Raw genomic sequence first — 22524 nt, forward strand, 5'->3', positions numbered from 1 at the left:
CATTGTCATTCCTGTCCGATAGAACAATTCATGCTGTCTGGACTTTTTGAACCGGCGGCAGAGGAGAAGATGGAGGGATCTGACGGTGAGTTTCAGTTGCGGGGTCTTACTGCGCGATAGCAACCATGTTTAGGACGGGAGCGAGCCAGTGGCCGGTGTGGGAGGCTGGGTTCGCTGCGACCTCTTCGGGGGTGCCGGTGGCGACGATCTGGCCGCCTCCATTGCCGCCTTCGGGACCCATGTCGATGACCCAGTCGGCGGATTTGATGACGTCGAGATTGTGTTCGATGACGAGGAGCGAGCCTCCGCCTTCGATGAGCTTGTGGAAGGCGGCGAGCAGCTTGGCTACGTCGTCGAAGTGGAGTCCGGTCGTGGGCTCGTCGAGAATGTAGAGGGTGCGGCTGCGGGCTTTGGCGGCGGCATCGTTGGTGGAGCGACCAGTGATGCTGCGAGCGGTGGCGAGGTGCGAGGCGAGCTTGACGCGCTGGGCTTCGCCGCCGGAGAGCGTGGTGGCGGACTGGCCGAGGCGGACGTAGCCGAGGCCGACCTCGTCGAGGACGTAGAGCTTGTCGACGATCTTGGGATGTCCGGCGAAGTAGACGAGGGCCTCTTTGACGGTCATGTTGAGGACGTCGTGGATGTTCTTATTCTTGTACTTGATCTCGAGGGTGGAAGATTTGTAACGGGTGCCGTTGCATTCTTCGCAGGGAAGTTCGATGTCGGCGAGGAACTGCATCTCGACCGTGACGGTGCCATCACCTTCGCAGACGTCGCAGCGTCCGCCGGGGACGTTGAAGGAGAAGTGGCCGGGGCCGAGGCCCTTGCGCTTGGCGTCGGGTTGGGCGGCGAAGAGGGCGCGGATGTCGTCGAAGGCTTTGATGTAGGTGACGGGGTTGGAGCGCGGGGTGCGGCCAATGGGCGACTGGTCGACAAGGATGACGTCGTTAAGGTGCTGGGTACCGGAGAGTTCGCGGAAGAGATGTGCGGGGTCGCCGCCGTCCGTCTGGCCGAGCGCCTGCATGAGAGCACGGTAGAGGACTTGATGGACGATGGTGGACTTGCCGCTGCCGCTGACGCCGGTGACGACGCAGAGGAGGTTGAGCGGGATGTCGAGGTCAACGCCCCGGAGGTTGTGGATGCGGGCTCCGGTGAGCTTGAGGTGCTCGCGGCCCGGCTCGCGGCGGGCGCGGGGGATGGGGATCGTGGCGCGGCCGGAGAGGTATTTGCCGGTGATGGAGTTGGGATTGGCGGTGACTTCGGCGACGGTTCCGGAGGCGAGGAGATGGCCGCCGAGCTCGCCTGCGCCGGGGCCGAGGTCGAGGAGATGATCGGCGGCGCGGATGACATCGGGGTCGTGCTCGACGACGAGAATGGTGTTGCCAAGGTCGCGCAGGTCTTTCATGATGCGGATGAGCTTGGCGGTGTCGCGGGTGTGCAGGCCGATGCTTGGCTCATCCAGAACATAGAGTGCGCCCACCAGGCGCGAGCCTAATGATGTGGCCAACTGGATGCGTTGCGATTCGCCACCGGAGAGCGTGGAGCTGAGGCGGTCGAGGGTGAGGTAATCGAGGCCTACCTGATGCAGGAAGTGGATGCGCTGGCGCACCTCTTCGAGGATCTTTCCGGCGATCTCGGTTTGTGACGGTGACAGTTGCAAATTGTCGAAGAACTGTTGCGCGTCGATGATGGTGAGGGCGGAGGTCTCACAGATGTTGCGGTCGTTGATGAGGACGGCGCGAGCTTCGGCGCGGAGGCGCTGGCCACGGCAGTCGGGGCAGAGAGCGTAGCCGCGGTATTTAGAGAGGAAGACGCGGACGTGCAGCTTGTATTTTTTGCGCTCCAGCGCGGCGAAGAAGCCTCGGACGCCGGGGAAGCTGCCGCTGCCGTCTTCGATGAAGCGCTGCTGGTCGGGAGTGAGATCGTACCAGGGAGTGTCGGTGGGGATCTTTGCGGCTTTGGCGGCGCGGATCATCTCGCCGTGGTGGGGACGGTATTTGGTGGTCGTCCAAGGGGCGATGGCGCCTTGATTGAGCGTCTTCGACTTGTCAGGGATGATGAGGTTGGGATCGAAGTCGATGGTGTTGCCGAAGCCCTGGCAGCGCGGGCAGGCTCCGTAGGGATTGTTGAAGGAGAAAAGGCGCGGCTCGGGCTCGCGATAGGCGCGGTGGCAGGTGCTGCACTCGAAGGCTGCGGAGAAACGAAGGTGTTGTGGCTCAGCTTCGTCTTCACGAGGGACGGTGTGGAATTGGATCTCGCCGGACTCGCGGTAGCCGGTCTCGATGGCGTCGACGATGCGGGCGCGGGAGTCGGGGCTGATGGCGAGACGGTCGACGAGGACGAAGATGGGTTGGGCGAAGTCGAGCTCAAGGAGAGATTCGGGGGTGGAGAACTCCACTATTTTTCCGGATTGGTAGAGGCGGTTGTAGCCTCGGCGGCGAAGTTCGGTGAGGCGCTCTTTGAGGGCATCGGTGATGTCGATGGCTTTAGGCGCGGCGGCGGCTTTGGTGGATTTTTTTGCGACGGCCTTTTTGGGCTTGGGGGCTTCTGCTTCCGGCTCGGCGGAGGGTTGCTGCATGGGCTCGAGTTTGATCTCGGCGCGGAGGATAGGGAAGAGGGCGTAGGTGCGGGTTCCTTCGGGCAGGGCTAGGATGGAGGCGACGATTTCGTCTACAGTGTCGTGGCGAACGATGCCGCCGCAGTGCAGGCAGGTGACGGTGCCACAGCGGGCGTAGAGGAGGCGGAGGTAGTCGTAGATCTCGGTTGCGGTGGCGACGGTGGAGCGGGGATTGCGTGTCTGATTTTTTTGCTTGATGGCGATGGCGGGGGCGAGGCCGTCCATGTGATCTACGTCGGGCTTTTCGATGCGCTCGAGGAACTGGCGGGCGTAGGCGGAGAGGGATTCGACGTAGCGGCGCTGGCCCTCGGCGTAGACGGTGTCGAAGGCGAGCGAGGATTTGCCCGAGCCCGAGACGCCGCTGACGACGGTGAGGGCGTTGTGGGGAATGTCGACGTCGATGCCCTTGAGGTTGTGGGTGCGGGCTCCGCGGATGGTGATCTGATCGGGTTTTTGCTCGCTCATGGCCAAACTTCTATTTTCAGGCATTACGGGCTTGAGCGCTAATTAATGAACGGCGATGTGGACGTTCGAAGGCTGGATGATCTAAGACGGAAGGTAATTTCGCTTTCCGTAGGACGACTTCCGGGTACCAATCCGAACGCGTTGCCACTCTTGATGCCTGCTTGGTAGACTTCATGGCCTCCGAAGTTGGAGGCAGCACGGGCGGCAAACCGCGAGCAGATCGCCCCCGAAGAGAAGTAGCAGACCCCTGGCAGTCTATCCGGTTTTAAAAGGACCGATCGCTCGTTTCCCGCTTCGATCGCAGGCAAGAGAACGTGTGGACTTACGTTCTAAGGAGGAGCTATGAGACGAATTACCTTTTTTAATCTGGTTGCAGTTGCAATGCTGGTTGGCGTTATCGCCTGCGTGGTCCCCGCATTCGGCCGGGCGGATAAGAGTTCGGATCCAGTCTACCTAAACAAAATTCCGTCTGGATACCGAGATTGGAAGCTGATCTCTGTAGCCCACGAAGAAGGCAACCTTCACAGTCTCGGCGCCGTTCTGGGCAACGATGTAGCGATCAAGGCATATCGCGAAGGAACGCTACCGTTTCCCGACGGCGCAATCATCGCCGCTTTGCACTACGGCCACGTACCGTCGGAGGAGAACAACAAGGTATTTGGCCGCGCACAATCTTTCGTTCCCGGCCCGCCCACAAACATTCAGTTCATGGTGAAGGACTCGAAGCAGTATGCGGCGACGGACGGTTGGGGGTTCGGGAGCTTCACTCCAGATGGCAAACCTGGCAACGAAACAGCAATGAAAACCTGTGCTCCATGCCACGCGATGGCTTCTCATGATGCTGTCTTCACGCGTTATGCACCTTAACAATCGTTTTCTGGAAAAGCAGGCTGGACGATTGTTGGCGAATGAGAGCTGGAATCGATGGGGTATGTCAGCTTTGTGATTGGGGGCGGAAGATTTCGATCAACAGCAGACAAGCTCCGATGACGATGCAGCTGTCGGCTACGTTGAAGTCGGGCCAGTGGTAGTGGACGATGTGGACTTCGAGGAAGTCGACCACGTGGGAGAAGCGGAGGCGGTCGTAGAGATTGCCGACGGCTCCGCCGAGGATGAGGGCGAGGGCGATGCCAGTGAGCGACAGTTCGCGGCCTACGCGCCAGAGCATACCCAGCACGATGATGACGGCGAGGATGGAGAAGGCGACAAGGCTGTTGCGGACGACGATCGGCGAGAACGAGTCGAAGAGTGAAAACGCCGCGCCGGTGTTGAGGACGTGGGTCAGGCGGAAGACGCCGGGAATGACAGTGATGGCGTAGCCGGGATTGATGTGGTGGACGATCCAGAGCTTGCTGCAGCGGTCGGCCACGACGACCAGTGCGGCGAGCAGGAGGAGGGGGATTCGGCTGTCCCGTTTGTTGTGCGAGATAAGGGACATTTAGGCTTGCTGCTCCGTTGTTTGGGCTGCGTAAGGAGCGTAGTCGATGGCTTCGAGTGCTTCGGCACAGCGGAGGCAGACGGTGGGGAAGCGCGGGTCGTTGCCTACGTCGGTGGTGTAGTTCCAGCAGCGTTCGCATTTGGTGCCATCAGCTGCGACGGTGGTGACGCGCGGTTGTAGATCGGCGTGCTCGATGTGGGCGAGTTCTACCTGCGAGGTGTTGAAGAGTTCCTTGAGGCTGGGCTCGTACTTCTTCAGAAGAGTGAATAGAGGTTCGCTGGCCTCGATCTGCACCTTGGCGTCGAGACCTTTGCCGACCAGCTTGTCGCGGCGGGCGGCTTCGAGCGAGATGAGCACAGTGTCTCGGGTGGCGAGCAGCTGTTCCCAGTCCTCTTCGAGGTGCTTGACGTTGCCAGGAACGATGTCGGCGATGTCGGGGAAGAGGGCGATGTGGACGCTGGTTTCGCGGCCTTCGACCTTGGGCAGAAGCTGCCAGACCTCGTCGGCGGTGAAGCTGAGGATAGGAGCGATCAGGCGGGTGAGGGCTTCGGCGATGCGCCAGAGCGCAGTCTGTGCGCTGCGGCGTGCGGGGTGGTTCGGGGCGAAGGTGTAGAGGCGGTCCTTGAGGACGTCGAGGTAGAGCGCGCTGAGGTCGGTGTTCACGTACTCGTTGAGTGCGTGATAGGCGCGGTGGAACTCGAAGTCGTCGTAGGCTGCGCGGATCTTGGTGTCCAGCTCGGCAGTGCGGGCGAGGATGTACTGGTCTAAAGGCTCCATCGCAGAGAACGCGATGGTGTTCGTCGCGGGGTCGAAGTCGTGCAGGTTGCCGAGAAGGAAGCGGAGGGTGTTGCGCAGCTTGCGGTAGTTGTCGCTGACGCGCTGCATTAAGTTTTCGCTGGCGGCTACGTCTTCGCGGAAGTCGACGGAAGCGACCCATAGACGGATGATCTCGCCGCCGAGGCGCTTGGCGATGTCGACGGGATCGACGCCGTTGCCGAGGGACTTCGAGAAGGCACGGCCTTGTTCGTCGAGCGTCCAGCCGGAGGTGGCTACCATCTTGTAGGGGGCCCGTCCGCGCACGGCTACGGACGTAAGTAATGACGAGTGGAACCAGCCGCGGTGCTGGTCTCCGCCTTCGGTGTAGAGGTCGGCGGGCCAGTGCAGCTCGGGTTCGATGTCGAGCACGGCGTGCCAGCTTGCGCCGGACTCGAACCAGACGTCGAGGATGTCCATCTCTTTGCGGAACTCTTCGTTGCCGCAGGCGCACTTCGTTCCCTGGGGAAGCAGCGTGGCTACGTCGTGGGTGTACCAGGCGTCGGCGCCTTCTTTGTGGAAGAGCTGGACGATGCTTTTATTTATGGCCAGATCGTTCAGCGGCGTGTGGCACTTTTCGCAGAGGAAGACGGCGATAGGAACGCCCCAGATGCGCTGGCGGGAGATGCACCAGTCGGGCCGGGTGGCGATCATGTTGGAGATGCGCTCTTCGCCCCATGCCGGGTCCCAGACAACTTTCTTGATCTCGTCGAGGGCGCGCTGGCGGAAGGTGGTCTCACTTCCTTCGGGAGTGAACATCGGCGTCTCCATGCCGATGAACCACTGCTCGGTGGCGCGGACGATGACGGGATTGTGGCAGCGCCAGCAGTGCGGATAGGAGTGTTCGAAGCTGGTGGCGCTGAGGAGTGCTCCTTTTTCTTTGAGCAGCTCGATGATGACAGGGTTCGATTTGAAGACGGTGAGGCCTTCATAGGGTTCGCCGTTGGTGTTGCGCTGGCGTCCGGCGTTGTCTACATACTGGACTTCGGGCAGGTCGTAACGCTTGCCGGTGTAGAAGTCGTCGACGCCGTGGGCGGGCGCGGTGTGGACGGCTCCGGTGCCTTGCTCGGCGGTGACGTAGTCGGCGGTGACGCCGAGGACCTGGCGGTCGAGGAACGGATGCTGAAAGGTGACGCGGTCTAGCTTTGCTCCCTTGAAGCGGGCGATCTCGACGGCTTCGGTGAGGTTGCACGCGGTTTTGACCGCAGCGGCGAGAGCTTCGAGGACTATATAGACGGTGCCGTCAGTGTTTTCGAGGGCTACATAGTCGAGTTCGGGATTGAAGGCTACGGCTAGCGAGGCGGGGAGGGTCCAGGGAGTAGTCGTCCAAATGATGGTTGCGACTTTTTTTCCCGCCAGTTCGGCGTCGATGGCGGCCGGATCGCTGGTGAGGGCGTAGCGGACGTAGACGCTGGGGCTAGTGTGCTGCTCGTACTCGACTTCAGCTTCGGCGAGGGCGGTGCGGTCGTGGATGCACCAGTAGACCGGCTTGAGGCCCTTGTAGACGAAGCCTTTCTCGAAGAAATCGTAGAAGGTCTCGGCGATGCTGGCCTCGTAGGGAAAGGACATCGTGAGATAGGGCTTGTCCCAGCGGCCGAAGACGCCGATGCGCTCAAACTGGGTGCGCTGAAGGTCGACGTATTTCTGCGCGTAGTCGCGGCAGGCTTTGCGGACGGCGAGGGGGTCCATCTCCAGCTTTTTGCGGCCTAGCTGCTCGTCCACCTTGATTTCGATGGGGAGGCCATGGCAATCCCAGCCGGGGACGTAGGGGGAGTCGAAGCCGGCCATGGTCTTGGTCTTGACCACGAAGTCCTTGATGCACTTGTTGAGGGCGTGGCCGAGGTGGATGGCTCCGTTGGCGTAGGGAGGGCCATCGTGGAGGATGTACTTGGGTGAGCCGGCGCGGGCGGCGCGAATCTGGGCGTAGAGGTCCTGTTTCTGCCACTCGGCGAGGCGGATAGGCTCGTTGACGGGCAGATTAGCCTTCATGGCGAAGCTTGTCTGCGGCAGGTTCAGGGTAGACTTCAGCGGCTTGACGGTCTGGTCGGGTGTGGACTTTAAATCAGATACTTCCGGCATTCGTTCCCCTTGATCGCGGTTAGACAGATTGTGCGGTTTGCGCCAAACTCTTATTGTATCCGGGTTGTATCTTGGATTGAACCAGGGCGGTGAGTGACCGATGAGATACTGACGAGACATTCGGAGGGCGAATTGCGTCCAATATAGCGAGCGCAGGCGGGTTAATCTTTGTAGAATGTTTGTGGAGCCAGATGCCGTGCGCCGTAGCAGGGTGAAACCGGCAAGAGACCGGTAACGTAGATGAAACAGTGGCGCGCGATTTTCGAGAGGGCGGACGGAGACCAGGGTCATCCGTCACCGAGGCGAAACAGCTTATGGCTAATACAGTTTTGACACCACCGCCAGAGATCGACCCAAGCAGAGAGGGTCCGACGCTCCGTCCGGCGGATGCACCCCATCTGAATGAGGAAACTGAGGGGTCGATGTGGACCTCCCTGTTCTCGAACCTTCGGGACGCGTTCAGCACAAAAAAAGAAGCTCCGCTCGAGCTTGAGTCGAAGCCGGTCGAGAGCGACCTCATCCTTCATGAAGAGGGCACAATCGCCTCTTTGTGGAGCAGCGTGCGGGATGTGTTCTTCCCGGTGAAGCTGCCTCCACTGCAACTTGAGTCGAAGCCGATCGCTGTGGTCGACCGCATGAAGGTGAAGCGCGACCCGACATCGACGGCGATTGCGGTGGTGCTGCATGGTCTGGTAATCCTGCTGATCGCCTTTCTGCTGGCCAAGAAGATCAAGTTTGCCGCACCTGCCAAGGTTGCTGTGGTAACCGACGTTACGATTCCTCCCATGGCACCGATCAAGGCAAAAACGATGGGTGGGGGCGGCGGCCAGCATGACACGACTCCGGTGACGAAGGGAACACCGCCTAAGTTTGCGGAACGCCAGATCGTTCCACCGAAGGCACCGCCGCTGGAGCCACCGAAAATTAACATCCAGCCCACCATTGAGGTCCAGAAGGATGTTCATATGGCCAGCAGCATTCCACAGATCGGCGTGGCCAACTCGCCGCTGGTGGGGATGTCGATGGGCAATGGTCATGGGACCGGGCTTGGATCGGGCGATGGCTCGGGGCTTGGGCCGGGATCGGGCGGCAACACTGGCGGCGGACCGCGACGGATTGGCGGCGGCGTGTCGGCCCCCGTTCTGATCTATTCGGTTGAGCCGGAGTTCTCCGAAGAGGCGCGCAAGGCTAAGGTTGCGGGAAATGTTCTAGTGAACCTCTGGGTTGATACCAATGGACTTCCCAGCCATGTGCATGTGATTCGCGGCGTCGGCATGGGACTGGATGAAAAGGCCGTCGAGGCGGTGAAGCAATATAAGTTCAAGCCGGCGATGGAGAACGGGAAGCCTGTGCTGGTGGAGTTGAACGTTGAGGTGAACTTCCAGATCTTCTAGGCTGGTGTGAATCTAAGGGTGGTACTTGTTTCAACCAGGCTCAGCGTCTTCGCTGGGCCTGTTCCTTTGCTGTTTCTTCGGAAAAAGGAAATCAAACTCTAATCAATGGACATTCTGCTCTAATATGCGCAACTGACGAAGCAGGTTAGGGGTTTGAGTGAATGACGGACTGACGTTGCTGTCCGAGGAGAGCGGAGATGGGGTTTGGTCGGATTTCTGCCGGACATGTTGTGGATGCGATGCGGATTGTTGTCGTATTTGGGCTGCTTGGTTTGGTGGTGGGGATGCCTTTGGCTGCGCGAGCGCAGGCGACGAAGGTGAAGCAGATTGAAGAGCAGGAGAAGGTGCTTCATGCCTTGAACCGGTTTACGTTTGGGCCCAGGCCAGGCGATGTGGCGGCGGTCGAGGCGATGGGGCTGCAAAGGTGGTTTGAGCAGCAGTTGAATCCGCAAAGCATTGATGACTCGGCGCTGGAGCAGCGACTGGCAGTCTTTCCAGCGATGACGATCTCGCAGACAGAGTTGATGGAGCGGTATCCCACGCCGCAGCGGCTGCGGCAGATGATTCGAACGCGAATGCCGCTGCCGAGCAATCCGGTGGAACATGCGATCTATGCGGACGATATTGCACGGCTGGAGGCGCAAAAGGCGAAGCAGGCGGCAGTTCAGACAGCGAGTACCGGAAATGCGATGCAGCCAGCGGGGATGCAGGTGGCGGGTGACATGAACGCGGCTGGCGGTGGCATGGATGCAAGTGCGGCGGCGCAGGAGGAGAAGTTGTACGCCGATCTGGATGCGGTGAAAGTCGTTAACCTGCCGCCGGATGCGCGGATGCGGCGGATTGTGGGGATGTCTGCGGAGGAGTTCATGGCTTTTCGCAAGAGCTTGAGGCCGCAGGAGCTGAAGGCGGCGGAGGAAGGCTTGAGCCCGACGCAGAGGGAGACGTTCGAGGCTTTGCAGGGTGGGCCGCGGATGGTGGGTACGGAGTTGCTGCAATCGCGAATGCTGCGGGATATCTATAGCGAACGGCAGTTGCAGGCGGTGATGACAGACTTCTGGCTCAACCACTTCAATGTGTATCTGCGGAAGAACCAGAACGAGCCTTATCTGCTGCCGGCGTTCGAGAGGGACGTGATTCGGCCGAATGCTCTGGGGAAGTTTGAAGATCTGCTGGTGGCGACGGCAAAGAGTCCGGCGATGCAGGTGTATCTGGATAATTGGCAGAGCATTGGGCCGAACTCGAAGGCTGCGCAGAATTCGGCGCGTGCGGCACAGCGGGCGACGAATCCGCAGGTGAAGCAGGCGCTGAAGGATCGTGGTTTGAATGAGAACTACGGGCGCGAGCTGATGGAGCTGCACACGATTGGAGTGCAGTGCGAGGTGAGTGCGGACCGTCCAGCGAAGAACCTGGATAAGTCGTGCGGTAAGGGCTATACGCAGCAGGACGTGATTGCGGTGGCGAAGACACTGACGGGATGGACGGTTGACCGTCCGGATGAAGGATCGGAGTTCAAGTTCGACGAGCGGCGACACGAGCCGGGCACGAAGAAGGTACTGGGCAAGAAGATCAAGGAGAACGGCGAAGCGGAGGGGATGCAGGTGCTGCATATGCTGGCGACGAGTCCGGCGACGGCGAAGCTGATCTCGACGCAACTGGCGGTGCGCTTTGTAAGCGACACGCCGCCGCCGGCGCTGGTGGACAGGATGGCGAAGGCGTTTGCTAAGAGCCATGGCGACATCAAGGTGGTGCTGCGGACGATGTTCGATTCGCCGGAGTTCTGGTCTCCGGAGGTGTATCGGGCGAAGGTGAAGACTCCGGTGGAGTTCGTCGTTTCGGCGGTACGGGCGAGCGAGGCGGACGTGACGGACGCGCAGCCGCTGGTGGGCGCGCTGAACCGGCTGGGGATGCCGCTGTATGGGATGCAGACTCCGAATGGATATAGCTGGAAGGCCGATGCGTGGGTGAATACGGGAGACCTGGTTGACCGGATGAACTTTGCGCTGGCGTTGAGCAGCGGACGAATGAATGGGGTGAAGACGGATTGGCGGGGGTTGCTGGGCGATGCATCGTTGCCGGATGCGGCGGCCAAGGAGCAACGGCTGGAGGCGTTGCTCCTGGATCAGCCTGCGAGCGAGCATACGCGGGCGACAGTGCTGGGACAGTTCCAGAATACGGCGGCGCAGGATGATGCCGCGAAGCGGTTTTCGGCGGGGCGGATTTTGAATGCTTCGGCGCGACAGGGGCAGGACGATCGGGATGCCGGGATGATGGCGGGATTGTTGTTGGGGTCGCCGGAGTTTCAGCGGCGATAAGCAAGTGAGGCATACCCCAGGGGCTAAAGCCCGGTTTTGAGGCGGGGCGAGAGAGGGCCAAGGCTGAAGCCTTGGTGTACCTAGGAGCCAAATTGGATTTTGGGCGTCTATTTACCTCTAAAAGATCGATTGCTTTGCAAAACTTAGTGCCGGGAATGGAGTTAGTTATAGTAGGCCCGCAGGATGAGGTCTCAGTTTTGAAGTAGAAGGAGAGTCGCGAGATGGGAATTACCAGGCGTGGTTTTATGAAGGGTGGCGCGTTGGCGCTGGTGGGGACTTCGGCGATTCCTAGTTTTTTGACGCGGAGCGTGATGGCGGAGATGACGACCGCTGCGGCGAATAAGAAGAAGCTGGTAGTGCTGTTTCAGCGGGGCGCGGCGGATGGGTTGAATATCGTGGTGCCGTATCGCGAGCAGAATTATTATGCGATGCGTCCTACGATTGCGATCAAGCAGAACGAGGTGCTTGATCTGGATGGGTTCTTTGGGCTGCATCCTGCGATGGCTGCGTTCAAGCCGCTATATGACCAGGGGCATCTGGCGATCGTTCATGCGGCGGGTTCGCCGGATACGACGCGATCGCACTTCGATGCGCAGGATTATATGGAGAGTGGGACGCCGGGGGTGAAGTCGACTCCCGATGGTTGGCTCAATCGGGCTTTGCAGGCGGAGTTGCTGAGGGGAAAGCCTTCGGCTTTTCGCGCGGTGGCGCTGGGAGCGCAGATTCCGCGTACGCTGGAGGGTAAGGTCCCGGCGATTGCTTTGGACAACGTCCTGGACTTTTCGGTGGGAGGGCGCGGGCCACAGACTTCACCGCTGAGCAATGCGTTTCAGGCGATGTATGACCAGAGTTCGGACGCGGTGTTGCACGGGACGGGGGAGGAGACTTTTGAGGCAGTGAAGATGCTGAAGGCGACCGATCCGGCTCACTATCAGCCAGCGGCGGGAGTGGTCTATCCAAAGACGCAGTTTGGCAATAGTTTGAAGCAGGTGGCGCAGTTGATGAAGGCAAACCTTGGAGTGGAGGCTGCTTTCTCGGATATCGGCGGATGGGATACACACCAGAACCAGGGAAATGCGAATGGTCAGTTGGCGAATCGGTTGACGGATTTTTCTGAAGGGGTTGCGGCCTTCTGGCAGGATATGGGGCAGGAGGCGGAGAATGTGACGCTGGTGACGATGTCGGAGTTTGGTCGGACAGCGAGGCAGAATGGGACCGGTGGAACCGACCATGGTCATGCGAATGTGATGTTTGTGCTGGGCGGCCAGGTGAAGGGCGGCAAAGTGTATGGGAAGTGGCCCGGTTTGGATAATGACCAGTTGAATGAAGGGCGCGATCTGACTGTGACGACGGACTTTCGGCGAGTGCTGGGTGAGGCGGCTTATAAGACTCTGGGAGCGAAGAATCTGGAGCTGGTGTTTCCCGGATCGCAGGTGCAGCCGGGAGAGTTTTTGAATTTTATTTAGCGCGGAATATTGAGCCGCTATAGCTCTTCCGTTTTCGGGATATCAAAAAGGCAAATATACAAAATGGTGGAAAACGAGGACAACTTTTTGGCTGGGCAGGCGTCTTACTGAGTGTAGTCAGCAATTGCCGGACTTTCAGTTCCCTCGGTTCCGGCGTCCCTTATCCGCAAGGCAACTACCTACCGTAAACGTAAGGCCCCCACAGTATCGGGGGCCTTCACTCCTTAAGCGTGAAAGTTCAGGAGAGGCCCAGTTTGTGGTCGAGAGCGAGGGCTCCGGCGCCGTAGAAGCAGAGCATGAAAGCGATGGCGGCGAGTTCTGCGATGTAGTTGTAGTTGCCGAAGCCTTGATGGATGCCTACGGTGACGAGTGCAACGAGCATATTGATGGCGATGAAGCCGGAGGCAAGGCGAGCGAAGAGGCCGAGGACGACCAGAATGCCGCCGACAAACTCCGTGAAGGCCGAGACGTAGCCGAGCCAGTAGGGAAGTCCAAGGGTGACGACGTAGTGGACGAAGTGATGCAGCGCAGCGTGAGTCGAGACCTTTTGGTATCCGTGAAAGATCATGGCGGAGCCGAGGGCGAGGCGCAGGAGGAGAGCTCCCAAGGGTTGGAGGCTGTTCAGGAATTTGATCATAAGGATTTCTCTCTGAGGATAGCGCGGCGGCGTTGCGGTGGCTAGGCTATTTGGGGCCCGATGTACCAGGAGGTACGGGTTTTGCGGATTGAGCTATGTATTGGTCGAGGAAGCTGGCGATCGATTGAGTGTAGAGGGGATCGCTGAGAGTGCTGAATCTGGCGATGGTTCTGGGCTCGGCTGCGGTGGTGTAGGCTGCTGGCGATTGGATCGTGAAGAGAAGGAGCTTGGGTGTGTGCAGGGTTTTGAGGGGTGAGGCCAGGGGGAAGTTTTCGTGGAAGAGAAGGCCGGTGGGAATGAGGCCGGAGCGTGGGTCGCGGCGGGCGGTGGCGAGCAGATCGGTGTGTGGGGAATCGAGGATGAGGGCTGGGATGGCCGGATGCGCGGCGGCGAGATTGGCTGCGAGGGAGGCTCCGGCTCCGACGCCGTACGGAATGATGTGATTGGCGGCGATGGCTCTTGAGTCGGTGAGGTATTGCCAGGCGGAATCGACGTCGTGGGTCATCTTTTGCTGGTTGGGGTGGGTGTTGGCGCTTTGGCCATAGCCGCGGTAGTCGAACGCGAAGATGTTGAGACCGAGGGTGTGAAGGGCTGACAGGGTAGGGATGGAGTTGCTGAGGGAGCCGTCACCGGGAGGGAGAAAGAGGATGGTGATGTCGGCATAACGGGCGTTGGCGGTGGGCTGAGCGGGGATCCACCAGCCGGTGAGTTGGGGGATGGCGGAGTCGTCGGGGCCGAAGTGAAGGAGCTGGTACGGTGTGCCGTCAATGGAGGCGGCCGCGGCGGAGGTCCGAGTGGGATGCAGGACGAGCTGCCATTGTCCTTGATAGAAGAGGAGGCAGAGTGCGAGATAACCGCAGACCATAGCCACTGCTATGGTGGCGGCGATGGCCTTGATGAGCCAGATGGGATCGACTGTTTCGGGTGTGGGTGCTGGCTGTGGGCGGCGTTTGGGCGGTTTTGCTATGGGGCGGGGCATGAAGGGTTCTGTATGAACTCTAGCATTCGTGGGGCATTTAGGATGAAGGTTGGAGGGTTTTGAACGTGGCGCAGTGGGTCAGGTTGTGCGGGTTGGGTGAGGCTCCGGCGGCGGGGAAGGTGATGGAGGCTGAGGTCGACGGCGTGGGGATTTGTCTGGCAAATGTGAATGGCAAGTTGTCGGCGCTGGATAATGTTTGTCCGCACCGGCAGGGGCCGCTGGGACAGGGGTGGCTGGAGGGTGAGGCGGTGGTCTGTCCGTGGCACTCGTGGACGTTCAATTTGAAGACGGGGTTATCCGAGTATCCGGTGCATGAACGGGTGGATGTTTTTGCGGTGAGGGTTGAGGGAGAAGATGTGCTGGTGAATCTTGAGCCTGAGCCGCTGGAAGAAGTAGAGCCTGAGGCTAAAACCTCTTTGGGGTAATGTGCACCCATCATTCGCGTCTATGCTCCCATCCTTCGCGATGAGTCTGCGATGGATGGAGCAGCCGGACATTTGGGGGTGAATGGAAACCCCGGCTTTTACAGATTGCAGGGTTCGTTGGCTGCGTTTCGTTTGTAGCGCGTTCGGGCGTGGCGCAGCTTTTCGAGATCGGCTTCTTCCAAGGGGACGCCACCCCCTAGTTGATGCGCAGCCAGGCTGACCTGGGCGAAGTGCTCGACGGTTTCTGTCTTCATGAAGGCGTCGAGAAGGGTTTCGCCGTAGGTCAGCAGGCCATGGTTCGCGAGCAGGATGGCGTCGTGGTGGAGCAGGAAAGGCTGGAGGCTGGCGCTTACTTCGTCGGTACCGGTGGTTGCATAATCGGCCAGCGGGACGAGGCCTGTCGTCATCATAATTTCGGAGCAGATGGGTTGGTCGAGCGGCTTACGGCATGCGGCAAACGCAGTTGCAATGGGAGGATGCGCGTGAACGATGGCCTGCACGTCGGGACGCATGCGATAAACGGCGAGGTGCATGCCGATCTCACTGGTGACTTTACGCAGGCCAGAGAGCTTGTGGCCGTCAAGATCGACGATGACCATGTCTGAGGCTTGCAGTAGGGATTTGCTGCACCCCGTCGGCGTCGCCAGGATGCGCTGATGATCGAGGCGTACGGAGAGATTGCCTGCGGTCGCCGGAGTGTAGCCGACGCGATGCATCGCTTTGCCGATGCGGACGAGTTGGCTGCGGAGATCTGCTTCCAGGGGGCTGACCACCGCCTCCGGGTCTGAGATGGGGCCTGCACTGGCGACGTGAAAAGGAATGGGCTCTTCGGTTAGATATTGGGTCATCGCGCTATGAGGCTCTCCCTGGCCGATCTATCCTTGCTTGTCTAAAAATCCTCACACCCGGCCGATCCGGTCGGAGACCATAAATATACGACCAGCGATAAGCTTTCACGCAACTTTGTAATATCCCACGGTGCTGTTGAGGCATTGGGAGCTGTTATTGCGCAGTATTGATCTGCTGCCATAGTTCGGGTTCCACGGGAACGCCCAGGCGCAGGTTCTCTTCGCGTAGGTGGAGGGTTTGCTCGCCGGGGTATCGGAGGGGTTTTGCGGGGTCGAGAGGCGTGGTGTCGTGGAGATTGGTGATGATGTCTTCGACGATCCGGTCTAATTCGTCGGGGGTGCCGAGGCGCGTGGGGTTGATGGCGAGGAAGAGCTGAGACTGACCGGCTTCGAGTGTGGGATCGAGGGGGAGCTGATGAGTGGCGAGGCCTCCGGCGAGCATGGCGGCAATCATGTCGAGGACGAGCGCGAGGCTGGAGCCTTTCCAGTAGCCGATGGGGAGGGCGCGCTGCGATTCTTCGATGGCTGCGGCATCGGTGGTAAGGTTACCGTCCGTGTCGTAGCCGCCGGGGACGGGGAGGGGAGCGTTGCGTTTGCTGTAGGCGGCGAGGGTTCCGTAGGAAAACTGCGACATGGCCATATCCAAAACGACATGGCCTTTCGGGCGCGGAACAGCGATGACGAGCGGATTGTTGCCGACCGTGGGCGCGGCGGTCCCCCAGGCGGGGAGATTGGGGAGGGTGTTGCTCCAGCAGAGGGAGAAGAGGCCGTGCTCGGCGGCGAGCCAGCCGTAGCTTCCGCCACGCATCCAGTGATTGGTGTTGGCGAGGGCGACGGCGCCGATGCCGTTTTCTTTAGCGAGAGCGATGGTGCGCTGCATGGCTGCGTAGGCGTTGAGATTGCCGGGGCCGCGGTGGCCGTCCCAGCGCTCGATGCTGCCGAAGGCGGCGATACGCTCGGGCTCGGCGGTGACGTCGACGCTGCCATTACGGACCATGGCGGCGAAACGAGGGAAGCGGTTGAGACCGTGGGTGTAGACGCCGTCGCGTGTGGTTTCGGCGAAGAGGCGGGCGCATAGGTCGGCGCGATCCCCCTGAAGACCGAGTTGCTGCATGGCTTTTTGAAGGGCGGAGTAGAGATCGGCGTATGGAACTCTGAGCATGGAGATAGTTTACCGAGTGGTATGGATTGTGCTGCGGATTACATCCAGCCAGCGTCGATGATGTAGTTCTGGCTGGTGATGGCGGAGCTATCGTCTGCGGCGAGGAAGAGGAGGAGGCGGGAGACTTCTACTGGCAGGATGTGACGTTTCAGGAACTGGACTTCGAATAGTTTTTGTTCGTAATCGGCGGACATGTAGAGGCGTTGCTGTTTTTCGGTGAGGACTGCGCCGGGGAGCACAGCGTTGACGCGGATATTGGCAAGGCCGAGGTCTTTGGCCATGGAGCGGGTCATGCCGACGATGGCCGCCTTGGCAGTGACGTAAACGGAGAGGTGCGGTGTGGGGATCATCCAGGAGATCGAGCTCATGTTGATGATGGAGCCGCCGCCAGCGGCCTTCATGCCGGGTGCGACGGCCTGTGCGGCAAAGAACTGGTGACGAAGGTTGGCGGCCATGCCCGCGTCCCAGGAGGCGGCGGTTACATCTTCGAAACGGTGGCGGTCGTCGTTGGCGGCATTGTTGATGAGGACGCGCGGAGTGCCTAGCTGCTCGGTGATGGCGGCTATTGTGGATTGCAGTCCGTCGATGTCGGTGAGGTCGCAGTGGTGGTAGATAGGCGGGTGCTGGCAGCGTTGGCTGAGGTCATCGATCAATGCGAGGGCGGCCTTGTCGGCGAGGTCGAGGAAGGCTACGCGAGCGCCCTGCAGGGCGAACTCTTCGACGGTGGCGGCTCCGATGCCTGAGGCTCCGCCGGTGACGAGGACGACCTGATTGGCGAGGCTGGGGTAGGTGGCGTAGATCGTCGGTGTGTAGATCGGCGGTGTGCTCATAGGTTTTATGTGGTTAGCGGACGAGCGGGGGAAGCTTGTCGGAGACTCCAAGCAGGAAGATGGCTCCGATGATGAAGCTGTAGGCTGCGGTGAGCGAGGTGACGATGGTCTGGACGCGGGGGCGATGAGTCGTGCCGGCGAAGATGCCCGATGCGGAGGCGGTCATCAGAGTGTTCATCATCAACAGGCCAGTGATGAAGCTGAGCAGGCCGATGAAGCCGCGGCTGGTGCCGCCGAGGTTGGCCGCGAGCAGGAAGAGAAGGAGCTGGGATGGAGTCTCGGCGCCGAGGCCGTGGATGATGCCGACGACGAAGACGGAGCTCTGGTTGTACTGGAAGGCGAAGGGTTCGGGTTGGGGAATGGCTGGATTGAAGCGGCGGCGGACCTGCCAGCCGGTGTAGCGCGCTCCGGAGATGAGCAGGGCGATGCGGCTGCGAGGAATGTGGTGATGATGTCCGGTGCCGGGCTTGCGGCGAAGGAAGGTAACGAGGACGTAGATGGCCAGGATGATGAGCGTGGCGCCTACGAATCTTTCGCTGATGGCATCGAGATGGCGCGGCAGGGAGAGGTGAATAAAGATAACGGCGGAGCCGAGGATGGCGACGGTGAGGGCGTGGCCGAGTGCGTAGAGCAGGCCGAGCTTCATGCCTTCCCGCCAGCTGCGCTGAACGCTGGTGATGTCAGAGATAGCGGCGAGGTGATCGTAGTCGAAGCCGTGGCGCAGGCCGAGAAGAAGGCAGGAGACGAGTGCGAGCTCGAGCGTGGACGACATGCAGGTTCCAAGGTACGGTGTGGAGGCGCGGGTTGCAAGAGTGAGATCGAACGTTGAGCGAAGGATGCTCGTTAACCATAGAATTACTTTTGCTTTAGTGAATGGAGGGGGAATGGATTTCGAGAAGGCGATGCGAGAGGCAGTGGCTCCGAAGCCGAAGGTGGCGCGGCCGATTGTGCTGGTGGGAGCAGGAGGAATTGCCCACGACGCTCATCTTCCGGCCTACAGGAAGGCTGGATTTTTTGTTGTCGCGGTAGTGGACAGGGACCGTGAAAAGGCGGAGGCGCTGGCGCGGACGTTCGAGATTCCTTTTGTGGCGGCGACTATAGCCGAGGCAGTGGCTTATGCGCCGAAGGATGCGGTGTTTGATTGCGCTGTCCCGGCTCCGGCACAGCGGTCGGTGTTGCCGCAGTTGCCGGATGGAGCTGCGGTGCTGTTGCAGAAGCCGATGGGCGAGACGCTGGTGGAGGCAACGGAAATTCTGAAGATCTGCCGGAGCAAGGGGTTGACGGCTGCGGTGAACTTTCAATTGCGCTGGGCTCCGAATATGCTGGCGGCGCGGGCGCTCTATGACTCGGGTGCATTGGGCGAGCTGCATGACATGGAAGTTTCGGTGAGCTGCCATATGCCGTGGGAGCTTTGGAGCTTTCTGAATACGGCTCCGAGGCTGGAGATTCTTTATCACTCGATCCACTATGTCGATCTGGTGCGGAGCTGGTTCGGGAACCCGCTGGGAGTTTACGCGAAGACCGTGAAGAGTCCGCGGACGCCGAAACTCGCGGCGACGAAGAGTGTGATTACGTTTGATTATGGGGATGATAAGCGGGTCTTTCTTGCAGCGAACCATAGCCATGATTTCGATGCGAAGATGCAGCGGAGCTTTGTCCAGTGGGAGGGCATGGAGGGTGCGATGCGGGCGCGAATGGGCGTCAATCTGAACTATCCCGTGGGACTGCCGGACCATCTTGAGTACATTGTTCGCGGAGATGCTGGATGGAGCGAGGGCCCAGTGAGCGGGAACTGGTTTCCCGATGCGTTTATGGGATCGATGGGTTCGTTGCAAGCCTACGTGCAGGGGGAAGCGGCGACGTTGCCGACGAGCGTGGAGGATGCGATCGATACGATGCGGACAGTGGAAGCGGCGTATCGATCGAGTGAGCGGGGCGGTGTGGAACTGCCGGAGCTTGAGACTGGAAGTTGAGAACGATCCTTTCGCGCGATGGTAGCGCGCGAAAGGGTTCAGGTTATTCCTTTTCTGATTTGTCTTGAGAAGACAGTTTCTGGGAAGCCTCAAAGGCTTTGGCAGAGTGCTCATGGGCCTGGCGCGAGAGTTCGTGAGCGCTCAGATGATCTTCCTTGTTGTGGGACGCGGCGGCTGCGTTATGGGCGTGGACTGCCTGAAGATGAGCTTCTGCAGCTCGTTGGTGCATCTGGTAAGTATTCGAATTCGTTTCGCCCATGGTGGTGATCTCCTGAGAGATTGGATGCCAAGGGTGAGTGAGAGTTTTCCGGCGTGCGCTTATCGGCCCATCCAGCCACCATCCACAGTGATGACGGTTCCGGTGACGTAATCGCTGGCGTGGGAACTGAGGAAGAGAGCGGCTCCGGCAAGGTCCTGCGGCTGTCCCCAGCGGGCGGCTGGAATGCGTTCGAGGATCTGGCGGTTGCGGGTCTCGTCGGCTTGTAGGGCCTCGGTGTTGGTGGTGGCGAAGTAGCCGGGGGCGATGGCGTTGACTTGAATTCCTTTGGGCGCCCACTCGTTGGCGAGTGCCTTGGTAAGTTGCGCCACTCCTCCTTTACTGGCAGCGTAGGCAGGGACGCGAATGCCTCCCTGGAAGCTGAGCAGGGAGGCGATGTTGATTATTTTTCCTACGGTCTGACCGGGAGCGCTGCGCGAGATCATGTCGCGAGCGGCGAGTTGCGAGAGCTGGAAGACGCTGGTGAGGTTAACTTGCAGGACCTGCTGCCAATCTTCGAGCAAGGTGTCTTCGGCGGCGGCGCGGTGGATGGTGCCGGCGTTGTTGACGAGGATGTCGACGCGGCCTAATTTCTGCTTGACCTGATGGAAGAGAGTCTCGGCTCCGGTGGTGCTGGAGAGATCGGCTTGAAAGGCCTCGGCACGGCCTCCGGCTGCGGTGATGGCAGCAGCGGTGTCGTCGGCAGGACGGCGGTTGCCGTGGACAGCCACGGTGGCTCCTGCTTGCGAGAGGGCGGTGGCGATGGCTGCGCCGAGTCCGCTGGCGGCTCCGGTGATGAGGGCCACTTTATTGTCGAGGCGAAAGAGGTCGAGTGCGCTTGAAGGATTTGACATCGTTAGGCCAATGTATCGTCCCTTAACGAAGTAGAGCAACTCAAGGGGCACTTGAATTGCTCTGGAGGTTTTCGGAAATTTCTTTGAGGCTAGCGGCGTGGATTTACAGCGACGCCCATGCCGCTGAGTTTGCTGCGCGCCTGCATTGCTTCCGGGGAGTTAGGGAAGCGCTGGATGAGCGAGCGAAGTTCGCGGACACCGGCCGCGTTTTGCTTGGAAGCGATGAGCGCGTTGCCCTTGTGCAGGCGCGAGACGGGGACCTTGTTGCTGGCGGGATATTGCTCGATGACCTTGTCGTAGTTCTTGATCGCTTCAGCGTAGCGCCCGGCACGGTAGTCGATCTCTCCCTGATAGTAGAAGGCATTTCCTGATAAGGGATTGTCAGGATAGTTCTTGGTGACGTCTCCGAATTCGGAGGCGGCGAGCGAATACTTGGCGGCCATGTAGTCGCCGAGAGCGGTCTTGTAGAGCTCGTCCGCGGGTGGTGCTGCGGGGCCGGCGTTGGATGGCGGGAGTGGCGTTCCGGCGAGGGGCTTGCCTCCGGCATCGGTCGTTGGCGCGGGCAGGGGAGCGCCTTCTGCGGGCGCGTTCGAGGCGGGGGTGGAGTTATCAGGCTGACCTGTGCCGCCGGCAGGCGCGGGTTGCATCGCCGCGCTCATCGATTGCTGCTGGTTCTGAATGTTCTGGAGCAGCTTTTCGAGATTGCCGATGCGTGCCTTGACCTCGTCGATGGAGTCGTTCATAGACTGAATCTGGCCCGAGACCTGGTCGACTTTGTTGCCTTGCGCGGTCTGCTGCTCCAGCATCTGCTTCTTCAGGTCATCCATGTTGGACGACATCTTGTTGACGGCGTCAGCGCTCTGTTGAATCAGGTCCTTCATGACGCCCATGCGCTCGTCGTTAGTCTGCTGGAGGCGGGCGACAGCATCCTGTAACTGCTGAACCTGGGTCTGGAGCTGGATCATGTCCCGATTCGCGGCAAAGGCGGTCGGGGTGAAGATCATCACGGTGCCGAGAAGAGCGACCGAGGCGAGACGGATCGATTTGCTGGCGAAGGGGAGCTTATTTGGTTCGTTGGCCATGGGCGACGCTCGGCTTTCTGGGGATGCTGTCAGCCCCCGTGCAGGGAATGCACGAGGGCTGAGGTGAGTGGAAACTACGCTGGACTAGCGGTCGAGAGAGAACTGGGCGCGGCGGTTCTGCTGCCAGCAGCTTTCATTCTCTTCCGTGCAGAACTGCTTCTCTTTGCCGTAGCTGATGACGCGGAGACGACTTGCGGCGACTCCTGCATTGACCAGCGCGGTGCGGGCTGAGTTGGCGCGATTCTCGCCGAGCGCGAGGTTGTACTCGGCCGATCCACGGTCATCGCAGTAACCACCGATGACAACCTTGATGGCGGGATGCGCGGTGAGGTAGCTGGCGGCCTGCGCAACCGAGGATTGCGCATCGGGGCGGAGATCGTAGCTGTCGTAGTCGAAGAAGACGTCCTTGACGTTCTGATGGAAGACCTCGTCGCTGCCCATGTCGCCAGCCTCATTGCTGGGAGCGGTGGGCGCTTCGGGGACACGGACTGTGACGCGGACGTTGGCTTCGGCGGTGCCGCCGTCGCCCTTCGCGGTGAGATGGAAGTTGGTCGAGGTCGAGGGGGATACGGTCTGGGTACCGTTGGCGTTCACCGGGCCGATGCCGTCGATGGTGACGGTGGTGGCATTCTCCGTACGCCAGTTGAGGACGACGGACTGGCCAACGTCGATTGCCGTGGGATCGGCAGTGATGGTGGCCGTGGGTGCTGCTCCGGTCTCAGCGGGCGCGGGTCCGAGACTGTTCGGATTGATACCGCTGTGTTTTTTGTGGCAACCGGTGACGGCTCCCATTGCGATTACGGTAGCGGCCAGCACAATGGCCCGGTGTAGTTTGGTTCGCGTTACGTTCATCATTTCTCCCCTGCTCAGCAGCAGTATCTCAAAACAATCAAGTTG

At 60.3% G+C, this 22524-nt stretch carries 19 protein-coding genes; 6 read left to right on the plus strand and 13 right to left on the minus strand.

Annotation, left to right across the window (positions count from 1 at the left end; translation table 11 throughout):
• Nucleotides 1–106: 106 nt before the first annotated feature.
• Nucleotides 107–3079, minus strand: coding sequence for an excinuclease ABC subunit UvrA (gene uvrA, locus P4G45_RS07245; protein ID WP_348269003.1), 2973 nt, complete (start codon nucleotides 3077–3079; stop codon nucleotides 107–109).
• Between the two features lie 342 nt (nucleotides 3080–3421).
• On the opposite strand from uvrA, the gene P4G45_RS07250 reads away from it, so the two are divergent.
• Complete coding sequence (locus P4G45_RS07250; RefSeq protein ID WP_348269004.1) at nucleotides 3422–3946, plus strand: cytochrome P460 family protein; 525 nt, start codon at nucleotides 3422–3424, stop codon at nucleotides 3944–3946.
• 67 nt (nucleotides 3947–4013) lie between these two features.
• Here P4G45_RS07250 and lspA read toward each other — a convergent pair whose 3' ends face one another.
• Nucleotides 4014–4517 carry a signal peptidase II gene (gene lspA, locus P4G45_RS07255; protein WP_348269005.1) on the minus strand — a complete coding sequence of 168 codons (504 nt, stop codon included), beginning with the start codon at nucleotides 4515–4517 and terminating at the stop codon, nucleotides 4014–4016.
• Nucleotides 4518–7409 (minus strand): isoleucine--tRNA ligase, encoded by a 2892-nt coding sequence (ileS, locus tag P4G45_RS07260; protein ID WP_348269006.1) that lies wholly within the window; start codon nucleotides 7407–7409, stop codon nucleotides 4518–4520.
• Nucleotides 7410–7723: 314 nt separating this feature from the next.
• Between ileS and P4G45_RS07265 the strand changes: the two genes are divergently transcribed.
• The 3 genes from P4G45_RS07265 (at nucleotide 7724) to P4G45_RS07275 (ending at nucleotide 12581) form a co-directional block, all read left to right on the plus strand.
• Complete coding sequence (locus P4G45_RS07265) at nucleotides 7724–8803, plus strand: energy transducer TonB (protein ID WP_348269007.1); 1080 nt, start codon at nucleotides 7724–7726, stop codon at nucleotides 8801–8803.
• 197 nt (nucleotides 8804–9000) lie between these two features.
• A complete protein-coding gene (locus tag P4G45_RS07270; protein ID WP_348269008.1) occupies nucleotides 9001–11115 on the plus strand; it encodes a DUF1800 domain-containing protein in 2115 nt (704 codons plus the stop codon).
• Between the two features lie 221 nt (nucleotides 11116–11336).
• Nucleotides 11337–12581: a DUF1501 domain-containing protein gene (locus tag P4G45_RS07275; RefSeq protein WP_348269009.1), complete on the plus strand. Its 1245-nt coding sequence runs from the start codon at nucleotides 11337–11339 to the stop codon at nucleotides 12579–12581.
• Nucleotides 12582–12819: 238 nt separating this feature from the next.
• On the opposite strand, the gene P4G45_RS07280 is transcribed toward P4G45_RS07275, so the two are convergent.
• Both P4G45_RS07280 and P4G45_RS07285 read right to left on the minus strand, forming a co-directional pair.
• On the minus strand, nucleotides 12820–13218 hold the full coding sequence (locus P4G45_RS07280; RefSeq protein WP_348269010.1) for a DoxX family protein: 399 nt from the start codon (nucleotides 13216–13218) through the stop codon (nucleotides 12820–12822).
• Nucleotides 13219–13264: 46 nt separating this feature from the next.
• Nucleotides 13265–14197, minus strand: a complete 933-nt coding sequence (locus P4G45_RS07285) for a serine aminopeptidase domain-containing protein (protein WP_348269011.1) — start codon at nucleotides 14195–14197, stop codon at nucleotides 13265–13267.
• 65 nt (nucleotides 14198–14262) lie between these two features.
• Here P4G45_RS07285 and P4G45_RS07290 point away from each other — a divergent pair, with 65 nt between their 5' ends.
• Complete coding sequence (locus P4G45_RS07290; protein ID WP_348269012.1) at nucleotides 14263–14622, plus strand: Rieske 2Fe-2S domain-containing protein; 360 nt, start codon at nucleotides 14263–14265, stop codon at nucleotides 14620–14622.
• A gap of 98 nt (nucleotides 14623–14720) precedes the next feature.
• Here P4G45_RS07290 and P4G45_RS07295 read toward each other — a convergent pair whose 3' ends face one another.
• From P4G45_RS07295 to P4G45_RS07310, 4 genes are all read right to left on the minus strand, one after another.
• The gene (locus tag P4G45_RS07295) at nucleotides 14721–15470 is read right to left on the minus strand and encodes a class II aldolase/adducin family protein (protein WP_348269013.1); all 750 of its coding nucleotides are present in this window, start codon (nucleotides 15468–15470) and stop codon (nucleotides 14721–14723) included.
• A gap of 154 nt (nucleotides 15471–15624) precedes the next feature.
• A complete protein-coding gene (gene yiaK / locus P4G45_RS07300) occupies nucleotides 15625–16632 on the minus strand; it encodes a 3-dehydro-L-gulonate 2-dehydrogenase (RefSeq protein WP_348269014.1) in 1008 nt (335 codons plus the stop codon).
• A 38-nt stretch (nucleotides 16633–16670) separates the two neighbouring features.
• Nucleotides 16671–17462: an SDR family oxidoreductase gene (locus P4G45_RS07305; RefSeq protein WP_348269015.1), complete on the minus strand. Its 792-nt coding sequence runs from the start codon at nucleotides 17460–17462 to the stop codon at nucleotides 16671–16673.
• Between the two features lie 13 nt (nucleotides 17463–17475).
• Nucleotides 17476–18234 carry a hypothetical protein gene (locus tag P4G45_RS07310; RefSeq protein WP_348269016.1) on the minus strand — a complete coding sequence of 253 codons (759 nt, stop codon included), beginning with the start codon at nucleotides 18232–18234 and terminating at the stop codon, nucleotides 17476–17478.
• A 112-nt stretch (nucleotides 18235–18346) separates the two neighbouring features.
• Between P4G45_RS07310 and P4G45_RS07315 the strand changes: the two genes are divergently transcribed.
• Nucleotides 18347–19435 carry a Gfo/Idh/MocA family oxidoreductase gene (locus P4G45_RS07315; protein ID WP_348269017.1) on the plus strand — a complete coding sequence of 363 codons (1089 nt, stop codon included), beginning with the start codon at nucleotides 18347–18349 and terminating at the stop codon, nucleotides 19433–19435.
• A gap of 43 nt (nucleotides 19436–19478) precedes the next feature.
• Here the strand turns inward: P4G45_RS07315 and P4G45_RS07320 are convergent, their stop codons facing one another.
• The 4 genes from P4G45_RS07320 to pal all read right to left on the minus strand — a co-directional run bounded on the left by P4G45_RS07320 (nucleotide 19479) and on the right by pal (nucleotide 22479).
• Nucleotides 19479–19694 (minus strand): hypothetical protein, encoded by a 216-nt coding sequence (locus P4G45_RS07320; protein ID WP_348269018.1) that lies wholly within the window; start codon nucleotides 19692–19694, stop codon nucleotides 19479–19481.
• 59 nt (nucleotides 19695–19753) lie between these two features.
• Nucleotides 19754–20545, minus strand: a complete 792-nt coding sequence (locus tag P4G45_RS07325) for a glucose 1-dehydrogenase (protein ID WP_348269230.1) — start codon at nucleotides 20543–20545, stop codon at nucleotides 19754–19756.
• A gap of 89 nt (nucleotides 20546–20634) precedes the next feature.
• Nucleotides 20635–21627, minus strand: coding sequence for a tetratricopeptide repeat protein (locus P4G45_RS07330; protein ID WP_348269019.1), 993 nt, complete (start codon nucleotides 21625–21627; stop codon nucleotides 20635–20637).
• A gap of 84 nt (nucleotides 21628–21711) precedes the next feature.
• A complete protein-coding gene (gene pal, locus P4G45_RS07335; RefSeq protein ID WP_348269231.1) occupies nucleotides 21712–22479 on the minus strand; it encodes a peptidoglycan-associated lipoprotein Pal in 768 nt (255 codons plus the stop codon).
• Nucleotides 22480–22524: the final 45 nt, after the last annotated feature.

This window comes from Edaphobacter paludis (genome assembly GCF_039993895.1).
Taxonomy (GTDB): Bacteria; Acidobacteriota; Terriglobia; order Terriglobales; family Acidobacteriaceae; genus Edaphobacter; species Edaphobacter paludis.

What these genes read in the sequence shown, in the direction of transcription:
- uvrA (WP_348269003.1), bottom strand. Translation starts at nt 3,079, where the DNA reads ATGAGCGAGCAAAAACCCGATCAGATCACCATCCGCGGAGCCCGCACC.
- P4G45_RS07250 (WP_348269004.1), top strand. Translation starts at nt 3,422, where the DNA reads ATGAGACGAATTACCTTTTTTAATCTGGTTGCAGTTGCAATGCTGGTT.
- lspA (WP_348269005.1), bottom strand. Translation starts at nt 4,517, where the DNA reads ATGTCCCTTATCTCGCACAACAAACGGGACAGCCGAATCCCCCTCCTC.
- ileS (WP_348269006.1), bottom strand. Translation starts at nt 7,409, where the DNA reads ATGCCGGAAGTATCTGATTTAAAGTCCACACCCGACCAGACCGTCAAG.
- P4G45_RS07265 (WP_348269007.1), top strand. Translation starts at nt 7,724, where the DNA reads ATGGCTAATACAGTTTTGACACCACCGCCAGAGATCGACCCAAGCAGA.
- P4G45_RS07270 (WP_348269008.1), top strand. Translation starts at nt 9,001, where the DNA reads ATGGGGTTTGGTCGGATTTCTGCCGGACATGTTGTGGATGCGATGCGG.
- P4G45_RS07275 (WP_348269009.1), top strand. Translation starts at nt 11,337, where the DNA reads ATGGGAATTACCAGGCGTGGTTTTATGAAGGGTGGCGCGTTGGCGCTG.
- P4G45_RS07280 (WP_348269010.1), bottom strand. Translation starts at nt 13,218, where the DNA reads ATGATCAAATTCCTGAACAGCCTCCAACCCTTGGGAGCTCTCCTCCTG.
- P4G45_RS07285 (WP_348269011.1), bottom strand. Translation starts at nt 14,197, where the DNA reads ATGCCCCGCCCCATAGCAAAACCGCCCAAACGCCGCCCACAGCCAGCA.
- P4G45_RS07295 (WP_348269013.1), bottom strand. Translation starts at nt 15,470, where the DNA reads ATGACCCAATATCTAACCGAAGAGCCCATTCCTTTTCACGTCGCCAGT.
- yiaK (WP_348269014.1), bottom strand. Translation starts at nt 16,632, where the DNA reads ATGCTCAGAGTTCCATACGCCGATCTCTACTCCGCCCTTCAAAAAGCC.
- P4G45_RS07305 (WP_348269015.1), bottom strand. Translation starts at nt 17,462, where the DNA reads ATGAGCACACCGCCGATCTACACACCGACGATCTACGCCACCTACCCC.
- P4G45_RS07310 (WP_348269016.1), bottom strand. Translation starts at nt 18,234, where the DNA reads ATGTCGTCCACGCTCGAGCTCGCACTCGTCTCCTGCCTTCTTCTCGGC.
- P4G45_RS07315 (WP_348269017.1), top strand. Translation starts at nt 18,347, where the DNA reads ATGGATTTCGAGAAGGCGATGCGAGAGGCAGTGGCTCCGAAGCCGAAG.
- P4G45_RS07320 (WP_348269018.1), bottom strand. Translation starts at nt 19,694, where the DNA reads ATGGGCGAAACGAATTCGAATACTTACCAGATGCACCAACGAGCTGCA.
- P4G45_RS07325 (WP_348269230.1), bottom strand. Translation starts at nt 20,545, where the DNA reads ATGTCAAATCCTTCAAGCGCACTCGACCTCTTTCGCCTCGACAATAAA.
- P4G45_RS07330 (WP_348269019.1), bottom strand. Translation starts at nt 21,627, where the DNA reads ATGGCCAACGAACCAAATAAGCTCCCCTTCGCCAGCAAATCGATCCGT.
- pal (WP_348269231.1), bottom strand. Translation starts at nt 22,479, where the DNA reads ATGAACGTAACGCGAACCAAACTACACCGGGCCATTGTGCTGGCCGCT.